General features: G+C 73.3%; 16 protein-coding genes. 11 read left to right on the top strand and 5 right to left on the bottom strand.

Going from position 1 to position 21055, the window contains the following annotated elements; translation table 11 throughout:
* Positions 1–73: 73 nt before the first annotated feature.
* Entirely contained in the window at positions 74–835 is a 762-nt protein-coding gene (locus ACFW9Z_RS20245) for a TIGR03089 family protein (protein WP_384642495.1), read from the bottom strand.
* A 149-nt stretch (positions 836–984) separates the two neighbouring features.
* Here ACFW9Z_RS20245 and ACFW9Z_RS20250 point away from each other — a divergent pair, with 149 nt between their 5' ends.
* The 3 genes from ACFW9Z_RS20250 to ACFW9Z_RS20260 all read left to right on the top strand — a co-directional run bounded on the left by ACFW9Z_RS20250 (position 985) and on the right by ACFW9Z_RS20260 (position 4736).
* The gene (locus ACFW9Z_RS20250) at positions 985–2514 is read left to right on the top strand and encodes an N-acetylmuramoyl-L-alanine amidase (protein ID WP_384642498.1); all 1530 of its coding nucleotides are present in this window, start codon (positions 985–987) and stop codon (positions 2512–2514) included.
* Between the two features lie 79 nt (positions 2515–2593).
* Positions 2594–3685 carry a sugar phosphate nucleotidyltransferase gene (locus ACFW9Z_RS20255; RefSeq protein WP_384642500.1) on the top strand — a complete coding sequence of 364 codons (1092 nt, stop codon included), beginning with the start codon at positions 2594–2596 and terminating at the stop codon, positions 3683–3685.
* Positions 3686–3701: 16 nt separating this feature from the next.
* Positions 3702–4736 carry a DNA-3-methyladenine glycosylase family protein gene (locus tag ACFW9Z_RS20260; protein WP_384642503.1) on the top strand — a complete coding sequence of 345 codons (1035 nt, stop codon included), beginning with the start codon at positions 3702–3704 and terminating at the stop codon, positions 4734–4736.
* Between the two features lie 245 nt (positions 4737–4981).
* Here ACFW9Z_RS20260 and ACFW9Z_RS20265 read toward each other — a convergent pair whose 3' ends face one another.
* From ACFW9Z_RS20265 to ACFW9Z_RS20275, 3 genes are all read right to left on the bottom strand, one after another.
* Positions 4982–6301, bottom strand: coding sequence for a coenzyme F420-0:L-glutamate ligase (locus ACFW9Z_RS20265; RefSeq protein WP_384642506.1), 1320 nt, complete (start codon positions 6299–6301; stop codon positions 4982–4984).
* Positions 6302–6408: 107 nt separating this feature from the next.
* Entirely contained in the window at positions 6409–7365 is a 957-nt protein-coding gene (gene cofD, locus ACFW9Z_RS20270) for a 2-phospho-L-lactate transferase (RefSeq protein ID WP_384642508.1), read from the bottom strand.
* 13 nt (positions 7366–7378) lie between these two features.
* Positions 7379–7879, bottom strand: a complete 501-nt coding sequence (locus ACFW9Z_RS20275) for a cysteine dioxygenase (RefSeq protein ID WP_384642511.1) — start codon at positions 7877–7879, stop codon at positions 7379–7381.
* Positions 7880–8585: 706 nt separating this feature from the next.
* On the opposite strand from ACFW9Z_RS20275, the gene ACFW9Z_RS20280 reads away from it, so the two are divergent.
* The 3 genes from ACFW9Z_RS20280 to ACFW9Z_RS20290 all read left to right on the top strand — a co-directional run bounded on the left by ACFW9Z_RS20280 (position 8586) and on the right by ACFW9Z_RS20290 (position 14790).
* A complete protein-coding gene (locus ACFW9Z_RS20280; protein ID WP_014046372.1) occupies positions 8586–8849 on the top strand; it encodes a WhiB family transcriptional regulator in 264 nt (87 codons plus the stop codon).
* A 431-nt stretch (positions 8850–9280) separates the two neighbouring features.
* Positions 9281–13252 carry a glycosyltransferase gene (locus ACFW9Z_RS20285; RefSeq protein WP_384642514.1) on the top strand — a complete coding sequence of 1324 codons (3972 nt, stop codon included), beginning with the start codon at positions 9281–9283 and terminating at the stop codon, positions 13250–13252.
* Positions 13249–14790, top strand: a complete 1542-nt coding sequence (locus ACFW9Z_RS20290) for a DUF5719 family protein (protein WP_384642516.1) — start codon at positions 13249–13251, stop codon at positions 14788–14790. The genes ACFW9Z_RS20285 and ACFW9Z_RS20290 overlap by 4 nt, the downstream gene beginning before the upstream one ends.
* A gap of 42 nt (positions 14791–14832) precedes the next feature.
* Here ACFW9Z_RS20290 and ACFW9Z_RS20295 read toward each other — a convergent pair whose 3' ends face one another.
* Positions 14833–15267, bottom strand: coding sequence for a metallopeptidase family protein (locus ACFW9Z_RS20295; RefSeq protein ID WP_384642519.1), 435 nt, complete (start codon positions 15265–15267; stop codon positions 14833–14835).
* A 537-nt stretch (positions 15268–15804) separates the two neighbouring features.
* On the opposite strand from ACFW9Z_RS20295, the gene ACFW9Z_RS20300 reads away from it, so the two are divergent.
* The 5 genes from ACFW9Z_RS20300 to manA all read left to right on the top strand — a co-directional run bounded on the left by ACFW9Z_RS20300 (position 15805) and on the right by manA (position 20967).
* On the top strand, positions 15805–16182 hold the full coding sequence (locus tag ACFW9Z_RS20300; RefSeq protein WP_015608934.1) for a DUF3499 domain-containing protein: 378 nt from the start codon (positions 15805–15807) through the stop codon (positions 16180–16182).
* Between the two features lie 68 nt (positions 16183–16250).
* Positions 16251–17618 carry a phosphomannomutase/phosphoglucomutase gene (locus ACFW9Z_RS20305; protein ID WP_384642523.1) on the top strand — a complete coding sequence of 456 codons (1368 nt, stop codon included), beginning with the start codon at positions 16251–16253 and terminating at the stop codon, positions 17616–17618.
* Positions 17619–18205: 587 nt separating this feature from the next.
* Positions 18206–18388: a Trm112 family protein gene (locus ACFW9Z_RS20310; protein ID WP_084746705.1), complete on the top strand. Its 183-nt coding sequence runs from the start codon at positions 18206–18208 to the stop codon at positions 18386–18388.
* 176 nt (positions 18389–18564) lie between these two features.
* The gene (locus ACFW9Z_RS20315; protein WP_384642526.1) at positions 18565–19698 is read left to right on the top strand and encodes an SIS domain-containing protein; all 1134 of its coding nucleotides are present in this window, start codon (positions 18565–18567) and stop codon (positions 19696–19698) included.
* A gap of 45 nt (positions 19699–19743) precedes the next feature.
* The gene (manA, locus tag ACFW9Z_RS20320) at positions 19744–20967 is read left to right on the top strand and encodes a mannose-6-phosphate isomerase, class I (RefSeq protein WP_384642529.1); all 1224 of its coding nucleotides are present in this window, start codon (positions 19744–19746) and stop codon (positions 20965–20967) included.
* The last annotated feature ends 88 nt before the right edge of the window (positions 20968–21055 follow it).

Consider the following 21055-nt stretch of genomic DNA (forward strand, 5'->3'; position numbering starts at 1 on the left):
GCCGTACAGATGACTCAGGCCGCCGAGCCACCACCGGCTGGGCACCGCCGTACCGATGGCTCACGCCGCCGCGCTACTGGCCGGGCACCGCCGTGCCCGTGACCCGCTCGCTCTCGATCCGCTTGGCCAGCCCCTCCGCGCCGAGCTGCCCGAGGTGGCGGCAGAGCACCACGGACCCCCCGGCGGCGAGCGGGGCGAAGAGTCCGGCGCTCAGCCCCTCCCAGGTGTCGTACGTGTGCCCCGACAGCAGCCGCGATCCCGGTACGAGCCCGAGGGCGTCGGCGTCCGTACGAGCCTTCTCGACCAGCTCCGTACCGGTGAGCTCGACCCCGCCCACGGCCAGCGCGGGTGCCCCCGGGTCCACCGGGGCGAACGGGGCGAAGCGGTCGCCCTGGCTCGGCACTTCCACCGCGTAGTCGGCGAAGCCCTCGGGCGCCTGCGGGAACCGGCCGCCCAGTGGACGCAGGGCCAGCGCGACCCGCTCGCCCCGGCAGGCCCGCGCCCGCTCCAGGGTGTCCGGCCCGCTCACCACGAGGTCGGCGGCGGCCGGGTCGCCCTGGACGTCGGCGACGACCCCGACCGAGGCGCAGGCCAGCAGCCAGACCGCGGACTGCCAGTGCGCGGGGAGGAGCAGGGCGAGCCGGTCGCCGGGCTCGGCGGCGAGGTCGCCCTGGAGCAGATTGGCGGTCTTGGCCACCCAATTGGCGAAGGTGGCCACCGACAGTTCGACGCGTTCTCCGGTGGCGTCGTCGTAGAAGGTGACCAAGGGGCGGGCCGGGTCCGCGGCGAGGGCGGATCGCAGCAGGTCGGCGGCGGTACGGTCGCTGGAGTTCATCCGCGCAAGCGTACGCGGGGGACGCCGTGCGGGGCGGGCTGAACGGGTGTCACGTACACCGGTTCGGCAGACACGCCATCAGTTGTGACCGCCTCGCAGCCTTCTGCCCGGGTAGCCGGACTCATCCCGCTATGGCCAGGATCGTGCGTATGCGTGCACTACTTGTCACCTCAGTCAGCGCCGCCTGTGCGGCGGCCCTCACCCTGCCGCTCGCCGCCCCCGCCGCGTCCGCCCCGCTCGCGCACCCCGGCTCGGGCCGGCCGCCCTCCACCTCCCCCGCGTCACCGGGTGCCGGACCGCCCGCGTCCGTACGGGCGACCGGGGCCGAACCGGCGGGCTCGACCCAGTCACTGCCCCTGGCCCCCCTCGCCGCCCCCTCCAACCGGGTCGCGGGCGCGGCACCCGCCCAGGGCCTGCCCCAGCGCGACGCCCGTCCCTTCTCCCTGGTCGGCGTGGTCTGGGACGACGCCGAGGCCGAACTGCACGGCACGGTCCAGGTCCGCACCCGCGCCACCGGCACCACCCGCTGGTCCGACTGGCAGGACATCGAGACGCACAACGCCGACCACGCCGCCGACCTCGGCAGCGCCGAGCGCGAAGGGCGTACGGTACGCGGCTCGACGGCCCCGCTCTGGGTCGGCGACTCGGACGGTGTGGAGGTACGGGTGCGCCCGGAGGCCCCGGACCCGCAGGACCGGGCAGCCACCCTCGTACCGCTTCCGGAAGGGATGCGCCTCGAACTCGTCGACCCCGGCGAGGACCCGGCACCGGAACCAGCATCGAAACCGGCACCGGAACCGGAACCGGCCCGAGGCGCCCCCACCACCAGGTCGGCCGTCCCCGCCACCCTCCCCGCAGCCCTCTCCGCCACCGTCCCTGCCACTCTCCCCGCGGGCTTCGCCGACACCCCGCCGCCGGCCGCCGCCGCAGTCGTGCCCGAGGCCCTCACCGCCGAGATCGCCGCCGCCTCCGCGGTCAACGCCGAGCTCGCGCCGCTCGGCGCGACCCTCATCCCCGCCCTCACCAAGGCGGAGACGGAGGAGGCGATGAACTTCGCGCCCGGGGCGAAGCCGTACATCGGACCACGCCCGAAGATCGTCACCCGCAAGGGCTGGGGCGCCGACGAGAAGCTCCGGGAGCGGAACTTCGCGTACACGAAGACCGTCAAGGCGGCCTTCGTGCACCACAGCGCGACCGGCAACAACTACACCTGTCAGCAGGCCCCCTCGGTGCTGCGCAGCATCTACCGCTACCACGTCAAGAGCAGCGGCTGGCGCGACTTCGGCTACAACTTCGCCGTCGACAAGTGCGGAAACATCTACGAGGGCCGGGCCGGCGGCGTCACCAAGGCGGTCCTCGGCGCCCACACCCTGGGCTTCAACACCAACACCATGGGGATCGCGGTGCTCGGCACCTACTCCTCCTCCAACCCGCCCGCCGCCGCGGTCACCGCGGTCTCCAAGCTCACGGCCTGGAAGCTCGGGCTGTTCGGCGCCAACCCCAAGGGCAAGGTGACGCTCGTCTCGGGCGGCAGCAACAAGTACAAGGCGGGCGTGCAGGTGAGTATGAACGTGATCTCGGGCCATCGGGACGGATTCGCAACCGAATGCCCCGGAGCGCGTCTATACAAGAAGCTCGGCACGGCACGGACCAGCTCCGCGAAACTGCAGGGCCGCTGACCGGTTCATGTCGGACCGGTCTGCTTAGACTGGCCAGCCATATCCAGGCCAGGCCCCAGCAGGAAGCAGAGACGGTGCTGTGACAGAGGCAAAAGAAGCGATCCTCCTGGTCGGTGGCAAGGGCACCCGACTGCGCCCGCTCACGGTGCACACCCCGAAGCCGATGGTCCCGGCGGCGGGGGTCCCCTTCCTGACCCACCAGCTGGCGCGGGCCAGGGCGGCCGGGGTCGAGCACATCGTGCTCGCCACGTCCTACCTGGCCGAGGTCTTCGAGCCGTACTTCGGCGACGGCTCCTCGCTCGGCCTGCACATCGAGTACGTCACCGAGCAGGAGCCGCTCGGCACCGGCGGCGCCATCCGCAACGTCGCGGCCAAGCTGTCCTCCGGCCCGGACGAGCCCGTCCTGATCTTCAACGGCGACATCCTGACCGGGCTCGACATCCGGGCCCTGGTCACCTCGCACAACGACTCCGGGGCGGACGTCTCGCTCCACCTGACCCGGGTGGCGGACCCGCGCGCCTTCGGCCTCGTACCGACGGACGCGACGGGCCGGGTGACGGCCTTCCTGGAGAAGCCGCAGACGCCCGAGGAGATCGTCACCGACCAGATCAACGCCGGGGCGTACATCTTCCGGCGCTCGGTCATCGACACGATCCCCGAGGGCCGCCCGGTCTCGGTCGAGCGGGAGACCTTCCCCGGACTGCTGGCCTCCGGAGCCCACCTCCAGGGCATGGTCGACTCCACGTACTGGCTCGACCTGGGCACCCCGCAGGCCTTCGTACGCGGCTCCGCCGACCTGGTCCTGGGCCGCGCCCCGTCCCCGGCCGTTCCCGGCCGCTGCGGCGACCGCCTGGTCCTGGAGACGGCCACGGTGGCCACGGACGCCAAGCTCACGGGCGGCACGGTGGTCGGCGCCGACGCGGTGATCGGGGCGGGCGCGAGAATAGACGGCTCGGCGATCCTGGCCGGAGCGGTCGTCGAGGCGGGCGCGGTCGTCACGGACTCGCTCGTCGGGGCCGGCGCGAGGATCGGCAGCCGTACGGTGCTGAGCGGCGCGGTCATCGGTGACGGCGCCCGGGTGGGCGCGGACAACGAACTGCGCGACGGGGCCAGGATCTGGTGCGGGGCGACCCTCCCGGACGCCTCGATCCGCTTCTCCTCGGACCAGTAGGACCTCAGGACCTCTCGTGGCAGGACGATTCGCTCCACGCACCGCCGCACGCACCCCGCGCACCGCACGCCCGGCACTGCCGCACCAGGCGGCTCCGGCTGTGCGGGGTGCGCCTGCGGGTACTGGCACGGGTGACGAGTCGCCGCTGACCCGTGAGTGGACCCCGCCGTTCCCGCTGGACCTGCGGCTGGTCCTCGGCCCGCTGCGCCGGGGTCCGGCCGACCCGACCTTCCGGATGACGGCGGACGGCGCCTTCTGGCGGGCCACCCGCACGCCGGAGGGCCCGGGCACGCTGCGGGTGGTGGCGCGCGGTGACCGGGTCGGGGCCGAGGCCTGGGGCCTGGGCGCGGAGTGGCTGCTGGCGGGCCTCCCCGCCCTCCTGGGTGCCGACGACGACCCGGAGGCCTTCACCCCGTACCACCGCCTCCTCGCCACGACCCGGCACCGGCGTCCCGGGCTCCGGCTGCTGCGCACGGGCCTGGTGATGGAGTCGCTGATCCCCTCGGTCCTGGAGCAGAAGGTCACCACGGACGAGGCGTACCGGGCCTGGCGCCTCCTGGTCCGCCGGTACGGCACCCCCGCCCCCGGCCCGACCGCCGCACTGGGTCTCCACGTCATGCCGGACGCGCGCACCTGGGCGATGATCCCGTCCTGGGAGTGGCACAAGGCGGGCGTCGACACCAAGCGCTCGTCGACGATCCTGCGGGCGGTACGGGTGGCCCCCAGGCTGGAGGAGGCGTCATCGATGCCCTTCCCCGAGGCCAGGGCCCGCCTGGAACTGATCCCCGGCATCGGCCCCTGGACCTCGGCGGAAACGCTCCAGCGCTCCAACGGGGCCCCGGACGCGGTGACGGTGGGCGACTACCACCTCCCGGGCATCGTGGGCCATGCCCTGGCGGACAACCGTCACGCGGACGACGAGGAGATGCTGACCCTGCTGACCCCGTACGAGGGCCAGCGCCACCGGGCAACGCGCCTGATCCTGCTCTCGGGCCGGACTCCGGAGCGGAGGGGCCCGAGGATGACACCGGGGAACATCGGGACGTTGTAGGGCCTCATCCGAGCCCTACCGGGGTTCGCCGTCCCAGCCTCTCGGGCCCACCTAGCTCGTCCGGCCCACCCAGCCCCTTGGGCCCATCCCAGCCCCTCGGGCCCACCCAGCCCCTCCGGCGTTTGAGGAGCGGGGTCCGGGGCGGAGCCCCGGTTTCGGGAAGGGGCGGGTAGGGGACAAGCCCCGCGCAGCGGCCCACCCCACCGGCCCCACCCACCCCCAGGCCCCCGCACCCCCACCCCACCTCACCGCACGGTGAGAAAGTCCTCCACATCCCGAGGCACCCGCTCCCGAGCCACCCCCACCGCATGCCCCACAGCCACCGCCCCCAACGGATCCCACGAAGACGGCAGCGACAGCACCTCCCGCACCACCGACCGGCAGAACATCGTCGAGGACACCCACGCCGACCCCAACCGCTCACCGGCCAACGCCACCAGGAAGTTCTGCACCCCGGCCCCCGCCGCGACCACGAACATCTCGCGCTCCGCCGTGTCGCGGCGCTCGTCCCCGTACGTGTGGGAGCCGTCCATCACCAGGCACGGCACCGCCAGATACGGCGCGTTGCGCAGCACATCCCCCCGCCGCACCCGCTTGGCGATCGCCTCCTCGCTCCGCCCGTCGCGCCGCAGATCCGCGATCCACGCGTCCCGCATCGCATCGAGCAGCCGCGTCCGGGACTCGGCGGACTCCAGCAGCACGAACCGCCACGGCGTCGTGTGATGGGGCGCGGGCGCGGTCACCGCCGCCGCCACCGCCCGCCGCACGGCCCTCGGATCCACCGGCTCGTCGCTGAACTCGCGCACCGTACGCCGCAGGGTCACCGCTTCCCGTACGGCCTCCGACGTCCCGAGCCGGAACATGTCGTCGGTCGCGCTCCGCACCAGCGCCCGCGCCCCGGAGTCGTCCACGGAGTCGGGGGCCACCACGTGCGGCAGCCCCCGCACCACGGCGACCGGCAGCCCGGCGGCCTTGCCCTTGACCAGGTCCCCGGCGGCGGCCAGCTCGTCCGCCGTCGCCACGACCGTGGCGCTGAGCGGATTGCCGTACGCGTCCGAACCGCCCCGGAGATCGTCCAGCACCCGCACCCCCGCCGCCCCGATCGCGACATCGGTCAGCCCGTTGCGCCAGGGCCGCCCGAAGGTGTCGGTGATGACGACGCCGATCTCCACGCCGAGGGTGTCCCGCAGCCCGTCCCGGATCGCCCGGGCGGAGGCGTCGGGGTCCTCGGGCAGGAGGAGCACGGTCCCGGCGGGGGTGTTCGACGCGTCGACCCCGGCGGCGGCCATGACCAGGCCCTGCCGGTTCTCCACGATCCGCAGCGTGCCGCGCCGCGCCACCACCCGTACGGTCTCGGCATCTATGGCGGCCTCACGGTCCGCGGCCTCGACGATCCGGCCCTCGGCCTTGGAGACGATCTTCGAGGTGACGAGCAGGACGTCCCCGTCGACGAGCCCCGGCTCGGCCCCGGCGATCAGCTTGGCGAGATCGTCACCCGCCCGCACCTCGGGAATCCCACCCAACGCCCAAACCCGAAAAGAAGGCGCACCGCTACCGCCAGCCACAGAGCCACCCCCACCAGGCACAGAACCCACGCCAGGCTCAGACCCACCCCTGCCAGGCCCGGAGCCACCCCCGCCAGGCTCAGACAGACCCTCCACCCCCGACCCGCTCACGCCCGCACCTCTTCAGCCAGGTCCAGCGCCTGCCGGGCCATCTCGGCCGTCGCGTCCACGTCCGTCATCATCAGCGGCACCGCCCGGCACCGGATCCCCGCCGCCTCGACCTCGCCCACCGCACCCGCGTCCACCGTGTCGACCAGCCACCCGTCCAGCAGCCCCGACCCGTAGTGCTGGGCCACGGCGGCCGCCGTCGACTCGACGCCCACCGCCGCGAGCACCTTGTCCGCCATACCGCGCACAGGCGCGTCCCCGACGATGGGGGAGAGGCCGACGACCGGCACCCCGGCCTCGGCGATCGCCTCCCGGATGCCGGGCACGGCGAGGATGGTGCCGATGGAGACCACCGGGTTCGACGGCGGGAAGACGATGACGTCGGCCGCGCCGATGGCCTCCAGCACCCCCGGCGCGGGCTTCGCCTGCTCGGCGCCCACCGGCACGATCGCCTGCGCCTCGACGGAGGCGCGCAGCTTCACCCAGTACTCCTGGAAGTGGATGGCCTTGCTCTCGCCGTCCGTCTCGACGGCCACATGCGTCTCGACCCGGTCGTCGGACATCGGCAGCAGCCGGACCCCCGGCTGCCAGCGGGCGCAGAGCGCCTCGGTGACCGCGCTCAGCGGATAGCCCGCGCCGAGCATCTGCGTACGGACGATATGGGTCGCGAAGTCGCGGTCGCCGAGACCGAACCACCCGGGCCCCACTCCGTACGCCGCGAGCTCCTCCTTGACCTGGAAGGTCTCGTCGGTCCGCCCCCAGCCCTGCTCCTCGTTGATGCCACCGCCGAGGGTGTACATCACGGTGTCCAGGTCGGGGCAGACCTTCAGCCCGAACAGATGGATGTCATCACCCGTGTTGCCGATGACCGTGATGTCCGCCTCGGGCGCGGCCTGCTTGAGGCCACGCAGAAAACGAGCACCACCGATACCGCCGGCCAGAACAACAATGCGCATGCACAGCAGTTTGTCAGGCGGGTACGACATCCACGGCCGTCGGGGCGCATTGCGCGGCGTGCATCGGCATCTCGGTCAGCCCCGGGTAGTAGATGTGCAGGCTGACGGCCGGTTCGAGCGAGTCGTTGACCACTTCGTGGACGTACCCGGGGGCGAAGGCGCGCTGAGCACCCGAGCCGAGGGCCTGCGTACCGCGCTCCGTGTGCTCGGTCAACTCGCCTTCGAGGACGGTCAGTACACCGGCGGAACGGCCGTGGTCGTGGCGCCCGCTGCCCTGACCGGGCACCCAGCTGAGCAGCCAGACCTCGTAGCCGGGCCCGGTCTGGAGCCGGTGGTACCAGCGCGTGGTGGTGTCGTACCGGACGAGTCCGGCCCAGCGCGCACGGTCGGCCGCGATGGAGCGGGCGAGGCCGACGAACTCGGAGACGGTGGAGGGATGCTCGCGGGCGGGCTGGAGGAGGTGCTGGACCTCAAGGATGTCGCCGGCGATCTGAAGGTCGCTGTCGCTGTTCATGGGGTGCGGTGGTTCCTCGGCATGGGGGGTGCACGTGCGGGGGAGTCGCGTGGGGCGTCGGCAACCGCGGAAGAGCTGCGGATGAAAAGCCGGAGAAGCAGGGTGGAGCTGGAGAAGCTGGAGAGAAGGGCTGAATCAGAGCTGGAGCGCTACGGCATCAACAGCTGTGACAGCAGGAACAGCAACAGCGGGCCTGGACAGCGCTGCGGAACCCACGGACGTGGGTGACATGCATCGCTGCGATCGCTGACATGAGATCAAGGAGACCGGTTGAATCGCTCCCTGTCAACCCGATGCCCTATATGAGAGCAATCTTTCACCCCTTCCGGTTGTCGGGCGAGCAGAAAGGTTTGTGCACCCGCGGGGGCGGAGACATGGCGCATCACTCGCGCATTCAAACGCGCCTGAAGGGCTGTGACCGGACTGTGATCTTGATCGCTACAGTGATCGAATCGCAACGTCCGGGAACCCTTGATCGTCTTGACCGGGTGAGGCGTGGTGAGCGTGGAGCCCGTGGCATATGTCAGGTTTTTGGTGATTTGAACACTTTCCGCATACGCTTGGTTCCGCAGAGTGAATCCCTGGGCCAATAGCAGATCCTCGCTTGACTGGCTTGGAGATACACACTTGTAATTTCACTCGTGTCGTTCGGTCGCCATCAGTGGCGGCCGCATCACGGGACGCAAGAGACAGACGAGGGGCGCACATGACCGAGCTGTTCCAGCAACTGCTGGTCGAGGACGCGGACGAGGAACTCGGCTGGCAGGAGCGCGCACTGTGCGCCCAGACCGATCCCGAGTCCTTCTTTCCCGAAAAGGGCGGATCCACCCGCGAGGCCAAGAAGGTCTGTCTCGCCTGTGAGGTGCGTTCCGAATGCCTTGAGTACGCCCTGGCCAACGACGAACGCTTCGGCATCTGGGGCGGCCTTTCCGAACGCGAACGACGGCGCCTTAAGAAGGCAGCGATCTAGACACCGCACCGTTCCCACCGCTCCACACCACACCACACCGTTCCTGCCGCACCGCACTGCTTTCGCCGCACCGCACCGCCCGTCCCCGGCAGCCCTTTCCCGAGCAGGGCTCCCCAGGACCACGCCCCGACGGCCCGTCGCCCCTCACTCCCTCCCCGGGGAGCGGGCGACGGGCCGTCGGCATGTACGCGGTGTGCACGTACGCGAGAGGGAGCGGTGTGCACGTACGCGAGAGGGATGGGCGCGTACGCAATGGGCAGGCGACCCCCGCGCACCAGGGGCCTTCACCCGCTCCGGGCCACCCCCGCGGATCCGTACCGTTAGTGTGGGGCCCCGTCCGAGATGCGCCAACGCCCCGCCGGGGCGCGCGTGTACACCGATGCAGCCCCCGGGGATACGCCCCCGGACCCGGCCGGAGGGCCCGTACCTCGATGTCCGTGCACAGCCACTCGGCGGCGCCGAACGCGGCCGCCGCCGCCCCAGAGTTCCCCCGGCACGTCGTCACCGCCGTGCTCGTCTCCCACGACGGAGCGCGCTGGCTGCCCGACGTGCTGGCCGGGCTGCTCGGGCAGGAACGCCCCGTACAGAACGTCGTCGCCGCCGACACCGGCAGCGCCGACGACTCCGCCCGGCTGGTCGCCGAGGCGCTCGGCGACGACCGGGTCCTGCACCTCGCCCGCCGTACGAGCTTCGGCACGGCCGTCGACGAGGCGGCCCGCACCGCCGGGGTGCTGACCCCCGACGACCTCCCGTACCTCAAGCGCCCCGGCGGCTGGGACCCGGTCACCCGGGCCTGGGTGGACGAGAACTACGACCTGCCGGAGCTGCCGCACGGCGAACCGGTCCAGTGGCTCTGGCTGCTCCACGACGACTGCGCACCCGAGCCGGACGCGCTCGCCGAGATGCTGCGCGTCGTCGACACCGACAAGCACGCCACGATCGTCGGCCCCAAGCTGCGCGGCTGGTACGACCGCAAGCAGCTCCTCGAAGTCGGCGTCTCCATCGCCAACAGCGGCCGCCGCTGGACCGGCCTGGACCGCCGCGAACAGGACCAGGGCCAGCACGATCAGGTCCGTACCGTCCTCTCCGTCTCCTCCGCCGGGATGCTCATCCGCCGTGACGTCTACGAGGAGCTCGGCGGCTTCGACCGCGGCCTCCCGCTGATGCGCGACGACGTGGACCTGTGCTGGCGCGCCCACCTCGCCGGCCACCGGGTCCTCGTCGCCCCGGACGCCGTCCTGCGCCACGCCGAGGCCTCCGCCCGTGAGCGCCGCCCCATCGACTGCGCCGGGCGCTCGGTCTCCAGCCCGCACCGCGTCGACAAGGCGGGCGCGGTCTACACGATGCTCGTCAACGCGCGCGTCCAGGCCCTGCCCTGGGTCCTGCTCCGGCTCGTCGTCGGCACCCTCCTCCGTACGCTCGCCTACCTCGTCGGCAAGGTCCCCGGCCAGGCGCTCGACGAGGTCACCGGCCTCCTGGGCACCCTGCTGCGGCCGGGCCGCATCCTCGCTGCCCGCCGCGACCGGGGCAAGGGCGTGGTCGACGCGGCCGAGCTGCGCGCGCTCTTCCCGCCGCCGGGCGCCACCGTCCGGGCCACCGTCGAACAGGTCGCGGGCAACTTCGGCAACCGCAGCGAGGCCGAATCGGGCGGCTCGCGCCACGGGGCCGTCGAGTCCGGGCCCGGCGGGGACGACGCGGACTTCCTCGAAGTCGACCAGTTCGCGCGGCTCAAGCGGATCGGCCGCAAACCGGGCCCGGTCCTCTTCGCCCTGCTCCTCCTCGTCTCCCTCATCGCCTGCCGTAACCTGCTCACCGGCGGCGCCCTGGCGGGCGGGGCCCTGCTGCCCGCCCCCGCCGAGGCCGGCGAGCTCTGGGGCCGGTACGCGGACGCCTGGCACACCATCTCCACCGGCTCCACCGAGACCGCCCCGCCCTACCTCGCGCTGCTTGCCGCCCTGTCGGCCCTCTTCCTCGGCTCCACCGGCTTCGCCGTCGCCGTCCTGCTGGTCTGCTCGGTCCCGCTGGCCGGGCTCACCGCGTACTTCGCCTCCCGGCCGCTGCTCCCCTCGCGGCTGCTGCGGGCCTGGGCGAGCGTCGCGTACGCCTTCCTGCCCGCCGCGACCGGTGCCCTGGCCACCGGCCGCCTGGGTACCGCCGTCCTGCTGGTCCTGCTCCCGCTGATCGCCCGCGCGGCCGTCGCGGCCCACGGCCTGCGCGACGGCACCGACCCGGACGCACCGCGCGGCAGCTGGCGCGCGACCTGGACGTACGCCCTGCTCCTCACGATCACGACGGCGTTCACCCCGATCGTCTGGCCGCTCGCCGTCGTCCTCGGCCTGGGCGTGCTGGCGCTGCGCCGCCGGGACATCACGGCGTACGGGCTCCGCTTCCTCGCCGCCGTCGGCACCCCGATCGTGGCCCTCGCCCCGTGGTCGCTCACGCTCCTCACCGACCCGTCCGCGTTCCTGCGCGAGGCGGGCCTGGACCTCGGTACGGGGACGGCCTCGGCGCTCGACCTGCTCGGAATCAGCCCCGGCGGCCCCAAGGCCGCGGGCAGCGTCCTGCTCCTCGGCATCGTGCTGGCCGCGCTCGGCGCCCTGCTGCGCGGGGAGCGGCAGCTCGCCGTCCGCGCCGCCTGGGCCGTCGCGCTCACCGGCCTGCTCTTCGCGGCGTTGGCCAACGGCTCGACCTGGGCCGGACCCGCCACCCTCGTCTACGGTGCCGCGCTGATCGCCGCCGCGCTGGTGGGCGCGGACGGGGCCCGGGTCCGGGTCGCCGAGCAGAGCTTCGGCTGGCGTCAGCCCGTCGCGGCCCTGATCGCCCTGGCCGCCGCGCTCGCCCCGGCGCTCGCCGCCTTCGGCTGGATGATCGGCGGCGCCGACGGTCCGCTGGAGCGCCGCGACCCCGTCCAGGTGCCCGCCTTCGTGGCCGAGGAGAGCTCGACCCAGGACCAGGCGCGCACCCTGGTCCTCGGCGGCACCTCGCCCGACTCCGTCTCGTACAGCCTGGTCCGGGGCTCCGGCGCCCGGCTCGGCGACGGCGAACTGACCGAGGCGGCGGGCTCCAACAGCCACCTCGACAAGGTCGTCGCCAACCTGGTCGCGGGCTCCGGCGCCGACCAGGGCGGCCAGCTCGGCAACTTCGCCATCCGTTACGTCCTCGTACGGGACGGAGCACCGCGACAGATGAGCCGCGTCCTCGACACGACCCCCGGCCTCAGCCGCCTCAGCCAGCTGGACGGCAGCGCGCTGTGGCGGGTGGACCGGCAGGTCGCCCGGGTGATGATCGTCCCGGCCTCCGGCGAGGGCGAACGCCTTCCCGTCGGCTCCGGACCCGTCGAGGCCCATGCCGAGATCCCGGCGGGCGACGAGGGCCGAGTCCTGCGGATCGCCGACGAGGCCGCCCCCGGCTGGCAGGCCACGGTCGACGGCAGGCCGCTGACCCGCAAGACCGTCGACGGCTGGGCGCAGGGCTTCGAACTGCCCGCCGACGGCGGCCGCCTCGCCCTCACGTACGACGCCCCGTTCACGCACACCGCCTGGCTCTGGGCACAGGGCGCGCTCGCGGTGGTCCTGGTCGTCATGACCCTGCCGGGCCGCCGCCGGGAGATCGACGACGACCTGCCCGACGAGGCGCTCGCGGTGGCGGCCGACGCGGCCGACGGCGACGGCCGCCGGGCGCGCAGGCTCCGGGCAGCGGCCGAGGCGGAGGCGGCTGCGGCCGAGGCGGCCGGGGACGGCTACCCGGCGGACGAGTTCGACGGGACCGGACGACCGCCGTCGGCACCTCCGTCCATGCCCCCGTCCGTACCTCCGTCCATGCCCCCGTCCGCACCGGCACCGGCACCGGCATCCGCATCCGCCTCGACATCGGCATCGGCATCGGCATCGGGCCCGGCGGAAGCCGAGGGCTCGGGGGAGTACATCCCCGGCCAGCAGGACGGCGCCGACCCGTACACGAAGAACTACACGAAGAACTACGCGGAGAGCGGCGGCTACGACCCGCAGGAGTCCACGGCGGGCTACGCGGCGCTCCCGCAGCAGCAGTACGGGGAGTGGGACGCCGGGCAGCCCCAAGCCGCCGACCACGGGACCGCCGACGCCTACCAGCAGGCCGACTACACCGCGTACCAGCAGGACCCGGGCTACTCCGGCGGCTACGGCGCCCAGGACCCGTACGGACAGCAGCAGGCGCAGCAGCAGTACGGCGGCGGTGGCCAGTACGGGAACCCCGCCCAGTACGCCCCGTACGGTCAGTACACCGGCGAGCAGCCCCCGTACGCCGACCCTGCCCAGCCCCCCGCCCACCACCCCGCCGAGAACGGCGAGCAGCACCCCGACACCCCGGCCCCGGGCCAGGCCCCGTGGCAGACCGGTAACGCATCGCGAGGCGAGTCCGAGTGAAGTCCACCCACCTGTCCCTCATCGCGGGCACCGTCGCCCTGGCCGCCATCACCGGCTTCGCCTCGTTCAACGCGCCCGGCGGACCGGTGGCGGCCGAGGCGAAGCCCGCCTCCGCGCTGCCGGTCGAGCGCTCCAGCCTGGTCTGCCCGGCGCCCAGCACCTCCGAACTCGCGGAGACGCGGTACACCTCGTTCACCCCGCCCGGTCAGGGCGAGGGCGCCGAAGGCACCGCCGAACTGAAGCCGGCCCTGTCCGTCCTGGACGACGACGAGGCGGAGACCGACCCGAAGAAGGCCAAGAAGGCCGAGGAGGCCGCCAAGAAGGCGAGGGCCAAGGCCGACAAGCCGGTCCTCGCCCTGAAGGAGCCTGGAAAGCCGGTCCTCAAGGAGGCGAGCGGCTCCGGCTCCCCGGCCCTCGTCGGCACGGCCACCGGCAGGCTCGCCCCCGGCTGGGCGGCCCAGCAGACCACCAAGGTCACCGCGGGCGGCACCCGGGGCCTCCTCGGGGTCAGCTGCACCGCCCCGGACACGAACTTCTGGTTCCCCGGCGTGAGCACCGCCCGCGCGCGCCAGGACTACATCCACCTCACCAACCCCGACGACAGCGCGGCCGTGGCCGACGTCGAGCTGTTCGGCCCCAAGGGCGCGATCACGTCCGAGGTCGGCGACGGCATCACCGTGCCCGCCCGCTCCAGCGTCGCGCTCCTGCTCTCCACCCTGACCGACGAGGCCGTCAACGACCTCACCGCCCACATCACCACCCGCTCCGGGCGGATCGGCGCGGTCGTCCTGACCGCCGACGACGGCTCCGGCACGGACTGGCTCACGGCGTCCGCCGACCCCGCCGCCACCCTGGTGATGCCCGGCATCCCGGCCGACGCCACCTCCGTACAGCTGGTGGCGTTCGCACCCGGGGACCACGACGCGGACGTGAAGATCCAGCTCATGGGGAAGAACGCGGCGTTCTCCCCGGCGGGCAACGACAGCCTGCACGTCAAGTCCGGGATGACCGCGACGGTCGACCTCAAGGACATCACCCGGGGCGAACCGGGCTCCCTGCGCCTCACCCCGGTGGACAAGAAGCGGTCGACCCCGATCGTGGCCGCCCTGCGCGTGGTCCTCGGCACCGGCGCCAAGCAGGAGATCGCCTACATCCCGGCCACCGGCCCGGTGGGCGCCCGGGCCAGCGTCACCGACAACCGGGCCAAGGGCTCCACGCTCTCCCTCGCCGCACCGGGCGCCACGGCCAAGGTGAAGGTGACCACGTCGGCGGGGAGCGGGGGCGGCGAGCCGACGGTGGAGACGTACACGGTCAAGGCCGACACGACGGTGGCCGTCCCCCCGAAGCCCCCGGCCGGTTTCAAGGGCACGTACGCGCTGACCGTCGAGTCGGTGTCGGGTGGCCCGGTGCACGCGTCGCGGGCGCTGGTCCTGCCGGAGGGCGGCGTACAGATGTTCACGGTGCAGACGCTGCCGGACGACGGCGGCACGGTGGTGGTCCCGTCGGCGCGGCAGGACCTGTCGGTCCTGGACGACTGAGGGGCCGACGGGGGGCCGACGGGGGAGCGGGCCGAGGGCGGGCTAGTCCTGCCCGTACCGGGGATCGACCGACTCCGGGGCCAGCCCCAGCAGCTCGGCGACCTGCTCGACGACGACCTCGTGGACCAGGAGGGCGCGTTCGTCGCGGGTCTTGGTACGGATCTCCACGGGCCGCCGGTAGACGACGATCTGCGCGGGCCGCCCTTTGGCGGCGGGGACCGCGCTGCCCAGCGGAACGCTGTCCTCCAGGTCGATGACGGGCACGTCCCGGACGACGAAGTCGACCTCGGCCAGCTGGGGCCAGCGCCGTTCCAGCCGCTCCACCGAGTCCTGGACCAGATCGCGGAAGGACTCGCCCCGGCTGACCGACAGCGGCACCTGGGGCGGTGCGACCGGTCCCCGCATACCGCGGCCATGACGGTCGCGGCGCCGGGGCCGCGGCTCGAAGGGGAGGGGGGGAGGTACGGAGCTGTCCATCACCGACGCAGCGTAACGCTCCCCGGCCCGGCCCGAACGTGCCGAGAACACGGCCCGCGGCCGGTTTCCCCGGCGGCGCGCCGACCTCGTACGGGCCACGCACCGGTCACGTACGGGCCACGTACGGGCCAGGCACCGACAGGGTTGCCGGCCACACGCAGGCCACACCTGAGGAGAAACGTTCCGGCTCCGCGAGGTCCTCGCGAGGTCCTCGCGGAGGTCTTCCTGCGGTCTTCCTGCGGTCTTCCTGCGGTCTTCGTGCGGCCGGAACATTCCGGATGTCCGCAGTTGAACATTCCGGCCAAGGTTGAGCCCATTTCAGGCCCCTGCCCCGATCATCGACGGCGCACGGGACCCCGGCATCCGCCCCGGAGCGCGACCGCCGGAGCCGCCCGGCGCGCACTGCCTCCGCGCCGCGACGCAGGTCAGGGCGGTGGCCGGGGCAGGGGGTGTGGCGAGGGCCACAGGGCGACACGGTGGGGTGAGCCGGGGGAGAGTCGTCGCGGCCCGCTCAAGAGTGCGGTACCGTCCAACATCGTGAGCCCTGTACGTCGCTGTTCGCGCACCGCGTGCGGCCGCCCTGCCGTCGCGACACTGACGTACGTCTATGCCGATTCGACTGCGGTCCTCGGCCCGCTCGCCACCTACGCCGAGCCCCACTGCTACGACCTCTGCGCCGAGCACAGTGAGCGGCTGACCGCGCCACGCGGCTGGGAGGTGGTGCGCCTCTCCGACGGCTCCGCCCCCGCGCACCCCAGCGGCGACGACCTCGAAGCCCTCGCCAACGCGGTACGGGAAGCGGCCCGGCCGCACGACCGGGGACCCGACGGCGGAGGCAGGGGCCCCCGCTCCGCCGACCCGGTGGAAGTCGCCCGCCGAGGCCACCTCAGGGTGCTGCGTTCACCGGACTCCTAGGCCGACTCCTCCGGCATGACCCGGCCGGGTAGTTTGGGCCCTCCGCAGAAACCCCAGGAGGACCGGCCGTGGTTGCTGATCTGTCGCAGCTCGTGAAGGCGTACGACGTACGTGGCGTGGTGCCCGACCAGTGGGACGAGTCGCTGGCCGAGCTGTTCGGAGCCGCGTTCGTCCAGGTCACGGCAGCCGACGCGATCGTGGTCGGCCACGACATGCGCCCCACGTCACCGGGCCTGTCCGGCGCCTTCGCCCGGGGCGCGGCGGCCCGGGGCGCGGACGTCACGCTCATCGGCCTCTGCTCGACGGACCAGCTGTACTACGCGTCGGGGGCGCTGGACCTCCCCGGCGCGATGTTCACGGCCTCGCACAACCCCGCGCAGTACAACGGCATCAAGATGTGCCGGGCGGGGGCGGCGCCGGTGGGCCAGGACACGGGACTCGGGGAGATCCGTACGCTGGTCGAGCAGTGGTCGGAAGGCGCCCCCCAGCCCCCCGCGTCCTCCACCCCCGGCACGATCACGGAACGCGACACCCTCACCGACTACGCCGCCCACCTGCGGGGCCTGGTCGACCTCAAGGCGATCCGCCCCCTGAAGGTCGTGGTGGACGCGGGCAACGGCATGGGCGGCCACACGGTCCCCACGGTCTTCGAGGGCCTGCCGCTCGACCTGATCCCTCTCTACTTCGAGCTCGACGGCACGTTCCCCAACCACGAGGCCAACCCCCTCGACCCCAAGAACATCGTCGACCTCCAGGCCCGCGTCCTGGCCGAGGGCGCGGACCTGGGCCTGGCCTTCGACGGCGACGCGGACCGCTGCTTCGTCGTCGACGAACGGGGCGCGGGCGTCTCCCCCTCCGCGATCACGGCCCTGGTCGCCGCCCGCGAACTGGCCCGCAACGGCGGCGAGGGCACGGTCATCCACAACCTGATCACTTCCCTGTCGGTCCCCGAGGTGGTCCGCGAGAACGGCGGCACGCCGGTCCGCACCCGGGTCGGCCACTCCTTCATTAAGGCGGAGATGGCGGAGCACGGAGCGATCTTCGGCGGTGAGCACTCGGCGCACTACTACTTCCGCGACTTCTGGAACGCCGATACGGGCATGCTCGCCGCCCTCCACGTACTCGCCGCCCTCGGAGACCAGGCCGGCCCCCTCTCGGAACTCGTCGCCGCCTACGACCGCTACGCCGGTTCCGGCGAGATCAACTCCACGGTCGCCGACCAGTCCGCCAGCCTGGCCAGGATCAAGGCCACCTACGGCGACCGCGACGACATCACCTTCGACACCCTGGACGGCCTGACGGTCACATCGACGGACTGGTGGTTCAACCTCCGAGCCTCGAACACAGAACCGCTGCTGCGCCTGAACGTCGAGGCGAGAGACGAGCCGACGATGACGGCGGTACGGGACGAGGTGCTGGGCCTGATCAGGTCTTGATCGGAACCTGAGCGATTCGGGTCTGGTTGGGCTGCCCCGGCCGTTCCGGGCTGGCCCGGCCGTTCCGGCCTGGTCGGGCGGCTCTGGTCCTTCGGGGCTCGGGGCTCGGGGCTCGGGGTTTGGCCCACCCCAGCGTCTCCGGGCTCGCCCTTCCAGCCCCTCCGGCGTTTGAGGAGCGGGGTCCGGGGCGGAGCCCCGAAACCTCAGCCGGTCCGGCGCTTGAGGACAAACCGGGGCCCGGGGCAGCGCCCCGGTTTCGGGAAGGGGTGGGTAGGGGAACAGCCCGCCGCAGGCGCCCCACCCCCAAACCGCCCCAACCTCGAACCCTGCGCCCGCCCCCTGCCCCACGCCCGGGTCCGCCCCCTGCCCCGCGCCCGGGTCGCCCCCTCCCCGGCAACCCCACCCCACCACCGGCCCGACCCACCCCCGCCCCCCAAGCCCCAAGCCTCCGCCCCCCCCAAGCCCCCCACCGCCCCATCCCCCGATCCCCACCCCCGGCCGGGCCGCGCCCCCGTCCCCCCAGCGGTAGGCTGACGACGCCTGATCCACGTGAATCAGAAATCGCACCGCTCGAAGGGACCCACCCCATGCCGCTCGAAGCCGGCCTCCTGGAGATCCTGGCCTGCCCGGCCTGCCACTCCCCGCTCGACGACCGCACCGCGGCCGACAGCCCGGAGCTGGTCTGCACCGGCACCGACTGCGGCCTGGCCTACCCGGTACGGGACGCCATCCCGGTCCTGCTCGTCGACGAGGCCCGCCGCCCCGCCTGACCGCGAGCGACGCGCGTACGGGCAGGTCCCCGTCGCGGCACCGGGCCCGACCGGAACAGGGCGCAAGCACCACCCACCCCGCGCCCACCCCCGTAAAGGCCCCGCCGACACCGACACCGATACCGACCCCCGCACCCGCATCCCGCACCCCACCCGGCGATCGGAGGCCCACCGCCATGCTCGACGAGTCCTTGCTCGACGCCCCGGACGCCCTGGCCCGGGCCGACCGCCGCGACCTGCTGCGCGGCGCCGCCGAGGCAGGAGCCCGGGTCCGTACCGCCGCCCGGCACGCCGCCGAGGCAGGCATCGGCAACCTGGCCCCGGAGGGCCGCCCCCGCGCCGTCCTCGTCGCCGGCCCCGGCACCGCCGCATCCGGCGTCGCCGACCTGATCGGCGCACTGGCGGGCGCGTCGGCCCCCGTCGTACGGATCCACCCCACCGGCGTCGCCCCCGCCCCCGGCGCCCTGCGCTGGACCCTGCCCGGCTGGGCGGGCTCCGTGGACCTCCTCCTCATCGCGACCGCCGACGGCTCGGAGCCGGGCCTCGCCCTCCTCGCCGAGCAGGCGTACCGCCGCGGCTGCACCGTGGTCGCCGTCGCCCCCACCCGCTCCCCGCTGCGCGAGGCGGTCGACGGGGTGCACGGCCTGGTCGTACCGATGGCGTCCGCCCCGCACGGCGAGTACGACGCGGAGACCTCGGCCGCAGGCCCCGGCACCCTGTGGGCGCTGCTCACCCCGCTGCTGGCCCTGCTCGACCGGGTCGGCCTGGTGACCGCGCCGCCGGAGGAGCTGCAGAAGGTTGCCGACCGCCTGGACCGCACCGCGGAACGCTGCGGCCCGGCCATCGCCACGTACAGCAACCCGGCCAAGACGCTCGCCGCCGAACTCGCCGACAGCCTGCCGCTGCTGTGGACGGAGGGCGAAGCCGCAGGCCCGGTGGGCCGCCGCTTCGCCGCCGTACTGTCCGAACTGTCGGGCCGCCCCGCGCTCGCGGCGGAACTCCCCGAGGCCCTGCCCTCGCACGGAACCCTCCTCGCGGGGGACTTCGCGGCCGGCGCGGACCCGGACGACTTCTTCCGCGACCGGGTCGAGGAGGGCGAGACCCTGAGGGCCAGGGTCGTCCTGCTCAGGGACCGCCCCACGGGCGGCCTCAGCGCCTACCCGGCCGCCCGCGAACTGGCGCTCGGCCACGACACGCCGGTCAGCGAACTGGAACCGGACGAGGGCAGCGAGCTGGAGGCGCTGGCGGAACTGCTGGCCATCACGGATTTCGCTGCTGTTTACGTGGCTCTGGCATCAAGGTCCACGTAACGAGAAGCACCACACGCCGCACAACCCCACCGCGAGGACGACTCCATGGACCGGCTGTCCAACACCGTGCGCCCCTACGCCTGGGGCTCCACCACGGCCATCCCCGCCCTGCTCGGCACCGCCCCCACCGGCGAACCGCAGGCCGAGATGTGGATGGGCGCCCACCCAGGAGCCCCCTCCCGCGTAACCCGCCCCACCGCAACGGCCACGACAGCGACAGCCGCAACGGCCACGACAGCGGCAACGGCCACCTCCCAACCGGAGCTCCCCCTCACCGACATCATCGCCGCAGACCCCGAAGGGGAACTCGGCCCGGCCACCGTCGCCCGGTACGGCCCCCGCCTCCCCTTCCTCCTCAAGCTGCTCGCCGCCGGCGCCCCTCTCTCCCTCCAGGTCCACCCCGACCTGGACCAGGCCCGCAGGGGGTACGCGGACGAGGAGGCCCGGGGCGTTCCGATCGATGCCCCCCACCGCACGTACAAGGACGCGAACCACAAGCCCGAACTGATCTGCGCCCTCACCCCCTTCGACGGCCTCTGCGGCTTCCGCAGGCCCACCGAGGCGGCGGACGCGATGGAGGCGCTGGGAGTCGACTCCCTGAAGCCGTACGTGGACCTCCTCCGCGCCCACCCCGAGGAGGCCGCCCTCCGCGAGGTGCTCACGGCGATCCTCGGCGCCGACCCGGCGGAGATGGCCGACACCGTGGCCGAGGCGGCGGCCGCCGCGACACGTCTCGGCGGCGGTCACGCCCCGTACGCCCGCATCGCCCACCACTACCCCGGCGACCCCGGCGTCCTCGCCGCGATGCTGCTGAACTACGTCCAGCTCCAGCCCGGCGAGGCCCTCTTCCTCGGCGCCGGCGTCCCGCACGCCTACCTCGACGGCCTCGGCGTCGAGATCATGGCCAACTCGGACAACGTCCTGCGCTGCGGCCTCACCCCCAAGCACATCGACGTCCCCGAACTCCTGCGCATCGTCCGCTTCGAGGCCACCGACCCCGGTGTCCTGCGCCCCGAGGCCACCCCTTCCGGCGAAGAGCGGTACGAGACCCCCGCCGACGAGTTCGCCCTCTCCCGCTACACCCTCGCGCCCGGCGCCACGCCCGCCGAACTGACCGCCCCCACCCCCCAGATCCTGCTCTGCACGGCAGGCACGGTCCGGGTCGGCGAACTCGACCTGACTCCCGGACAGTCCGTCTACGTACCGGCCGCCGAAGCGGTGGAAGCCACCGGACCGGGCACACTTTTCCGTGCCACGGTGGCGGCCTGACACCTCGTCCCTCCCCGTGGCTGCAACAATGTGCCGCCGCGACGCGGCACCAGCACCACCTGCCGCACACCGAGGAAGGGACACCACG

This window comes from Streptomyces sp. NPDC059452, assembly GCF_042750035.1.
GTDB lineage: Bacteria > Actinomycetota > Actinomycetes > Streptomycetales > Streptomycetaceae > Streptomyces.

Excerpts from the sequence above, each read along its gene's own strand:
- ACFW9Z_RS20280 (WP_014046372.1), top strand. The coding sequence starts at position 8,586 with ATGACCGAGCTGTTCCAGCAACTGCTGGTCGAGGACGCGGACGAGGAA.
- ACFW9Z_RS20275 (WP_384642511.1), bottom strand. The coding sequence starts at position 7,879 with ATGAACAGCGACAGCGACCTTCAGATCGCCGGCGACATCCTTGAGGTC.
- ACFW9Z_RS20295 (WP_384642519.1), bottom strand. The coding sequence starts at position 15,267 with ATGGACAGCTCCGTACCTCCCCCCCTCCCCTTCGAGCCGCGGCCCCGG.
- ACFW9Z_RS20250 (WP_384642498.1), top strand. The coding sequence starts at position 985 with ATGCGTGCACTACTTGTCACCTCAGTCAGCGCCGCCTGTGCGGCGGCC.
- manA (WP_384642529.1), top strand. The coding sequence starts at position 19,744 with ATGGACCGGCTGTCCAACACCGTGCGCCCCTACGCCTGGGGCTCCACC.
- ACFW9Z_RS20245 (WP_384642495.1), bottom strand. The coding sequence starts at position 835 with ATGAACTCCAGCGACCGTACCGCCGCCGACCTGCTGCGATCCGCCCTC.
- ACFW9Z_RS20315 (WP_384642526.1), top strand. The coding sequence starts at position 18,565 with ATGCTCGACGAGTCCTTGCTCGACGCCCCGGACGCCCTGGCCCGGGCC.
- ACFW9Z_RS20285 (WP_384642514.1), top strand. The coding sequence starts at position 9,281 with ATGTCCGTGCACAGCCACTCGGCGGCGCCGAACGCGGCCGCCGCCGCC.
- ACFW9Z_RS20310 (WP_084746705.1), top strand. The coding sequence starts at position 18,206 with ATGCCGCTCGAAGCCGGCCTCCTGGAGATCCTGGCCTGCCCGGCCTGC.
- cofD (WP_384642508.1), bottom strand. The coding sequence starts at position 7,365 with ATGCGCATTGTTGTTCTGGCCGGCGGTATCGGTGGTGCTCGTTTTCTG.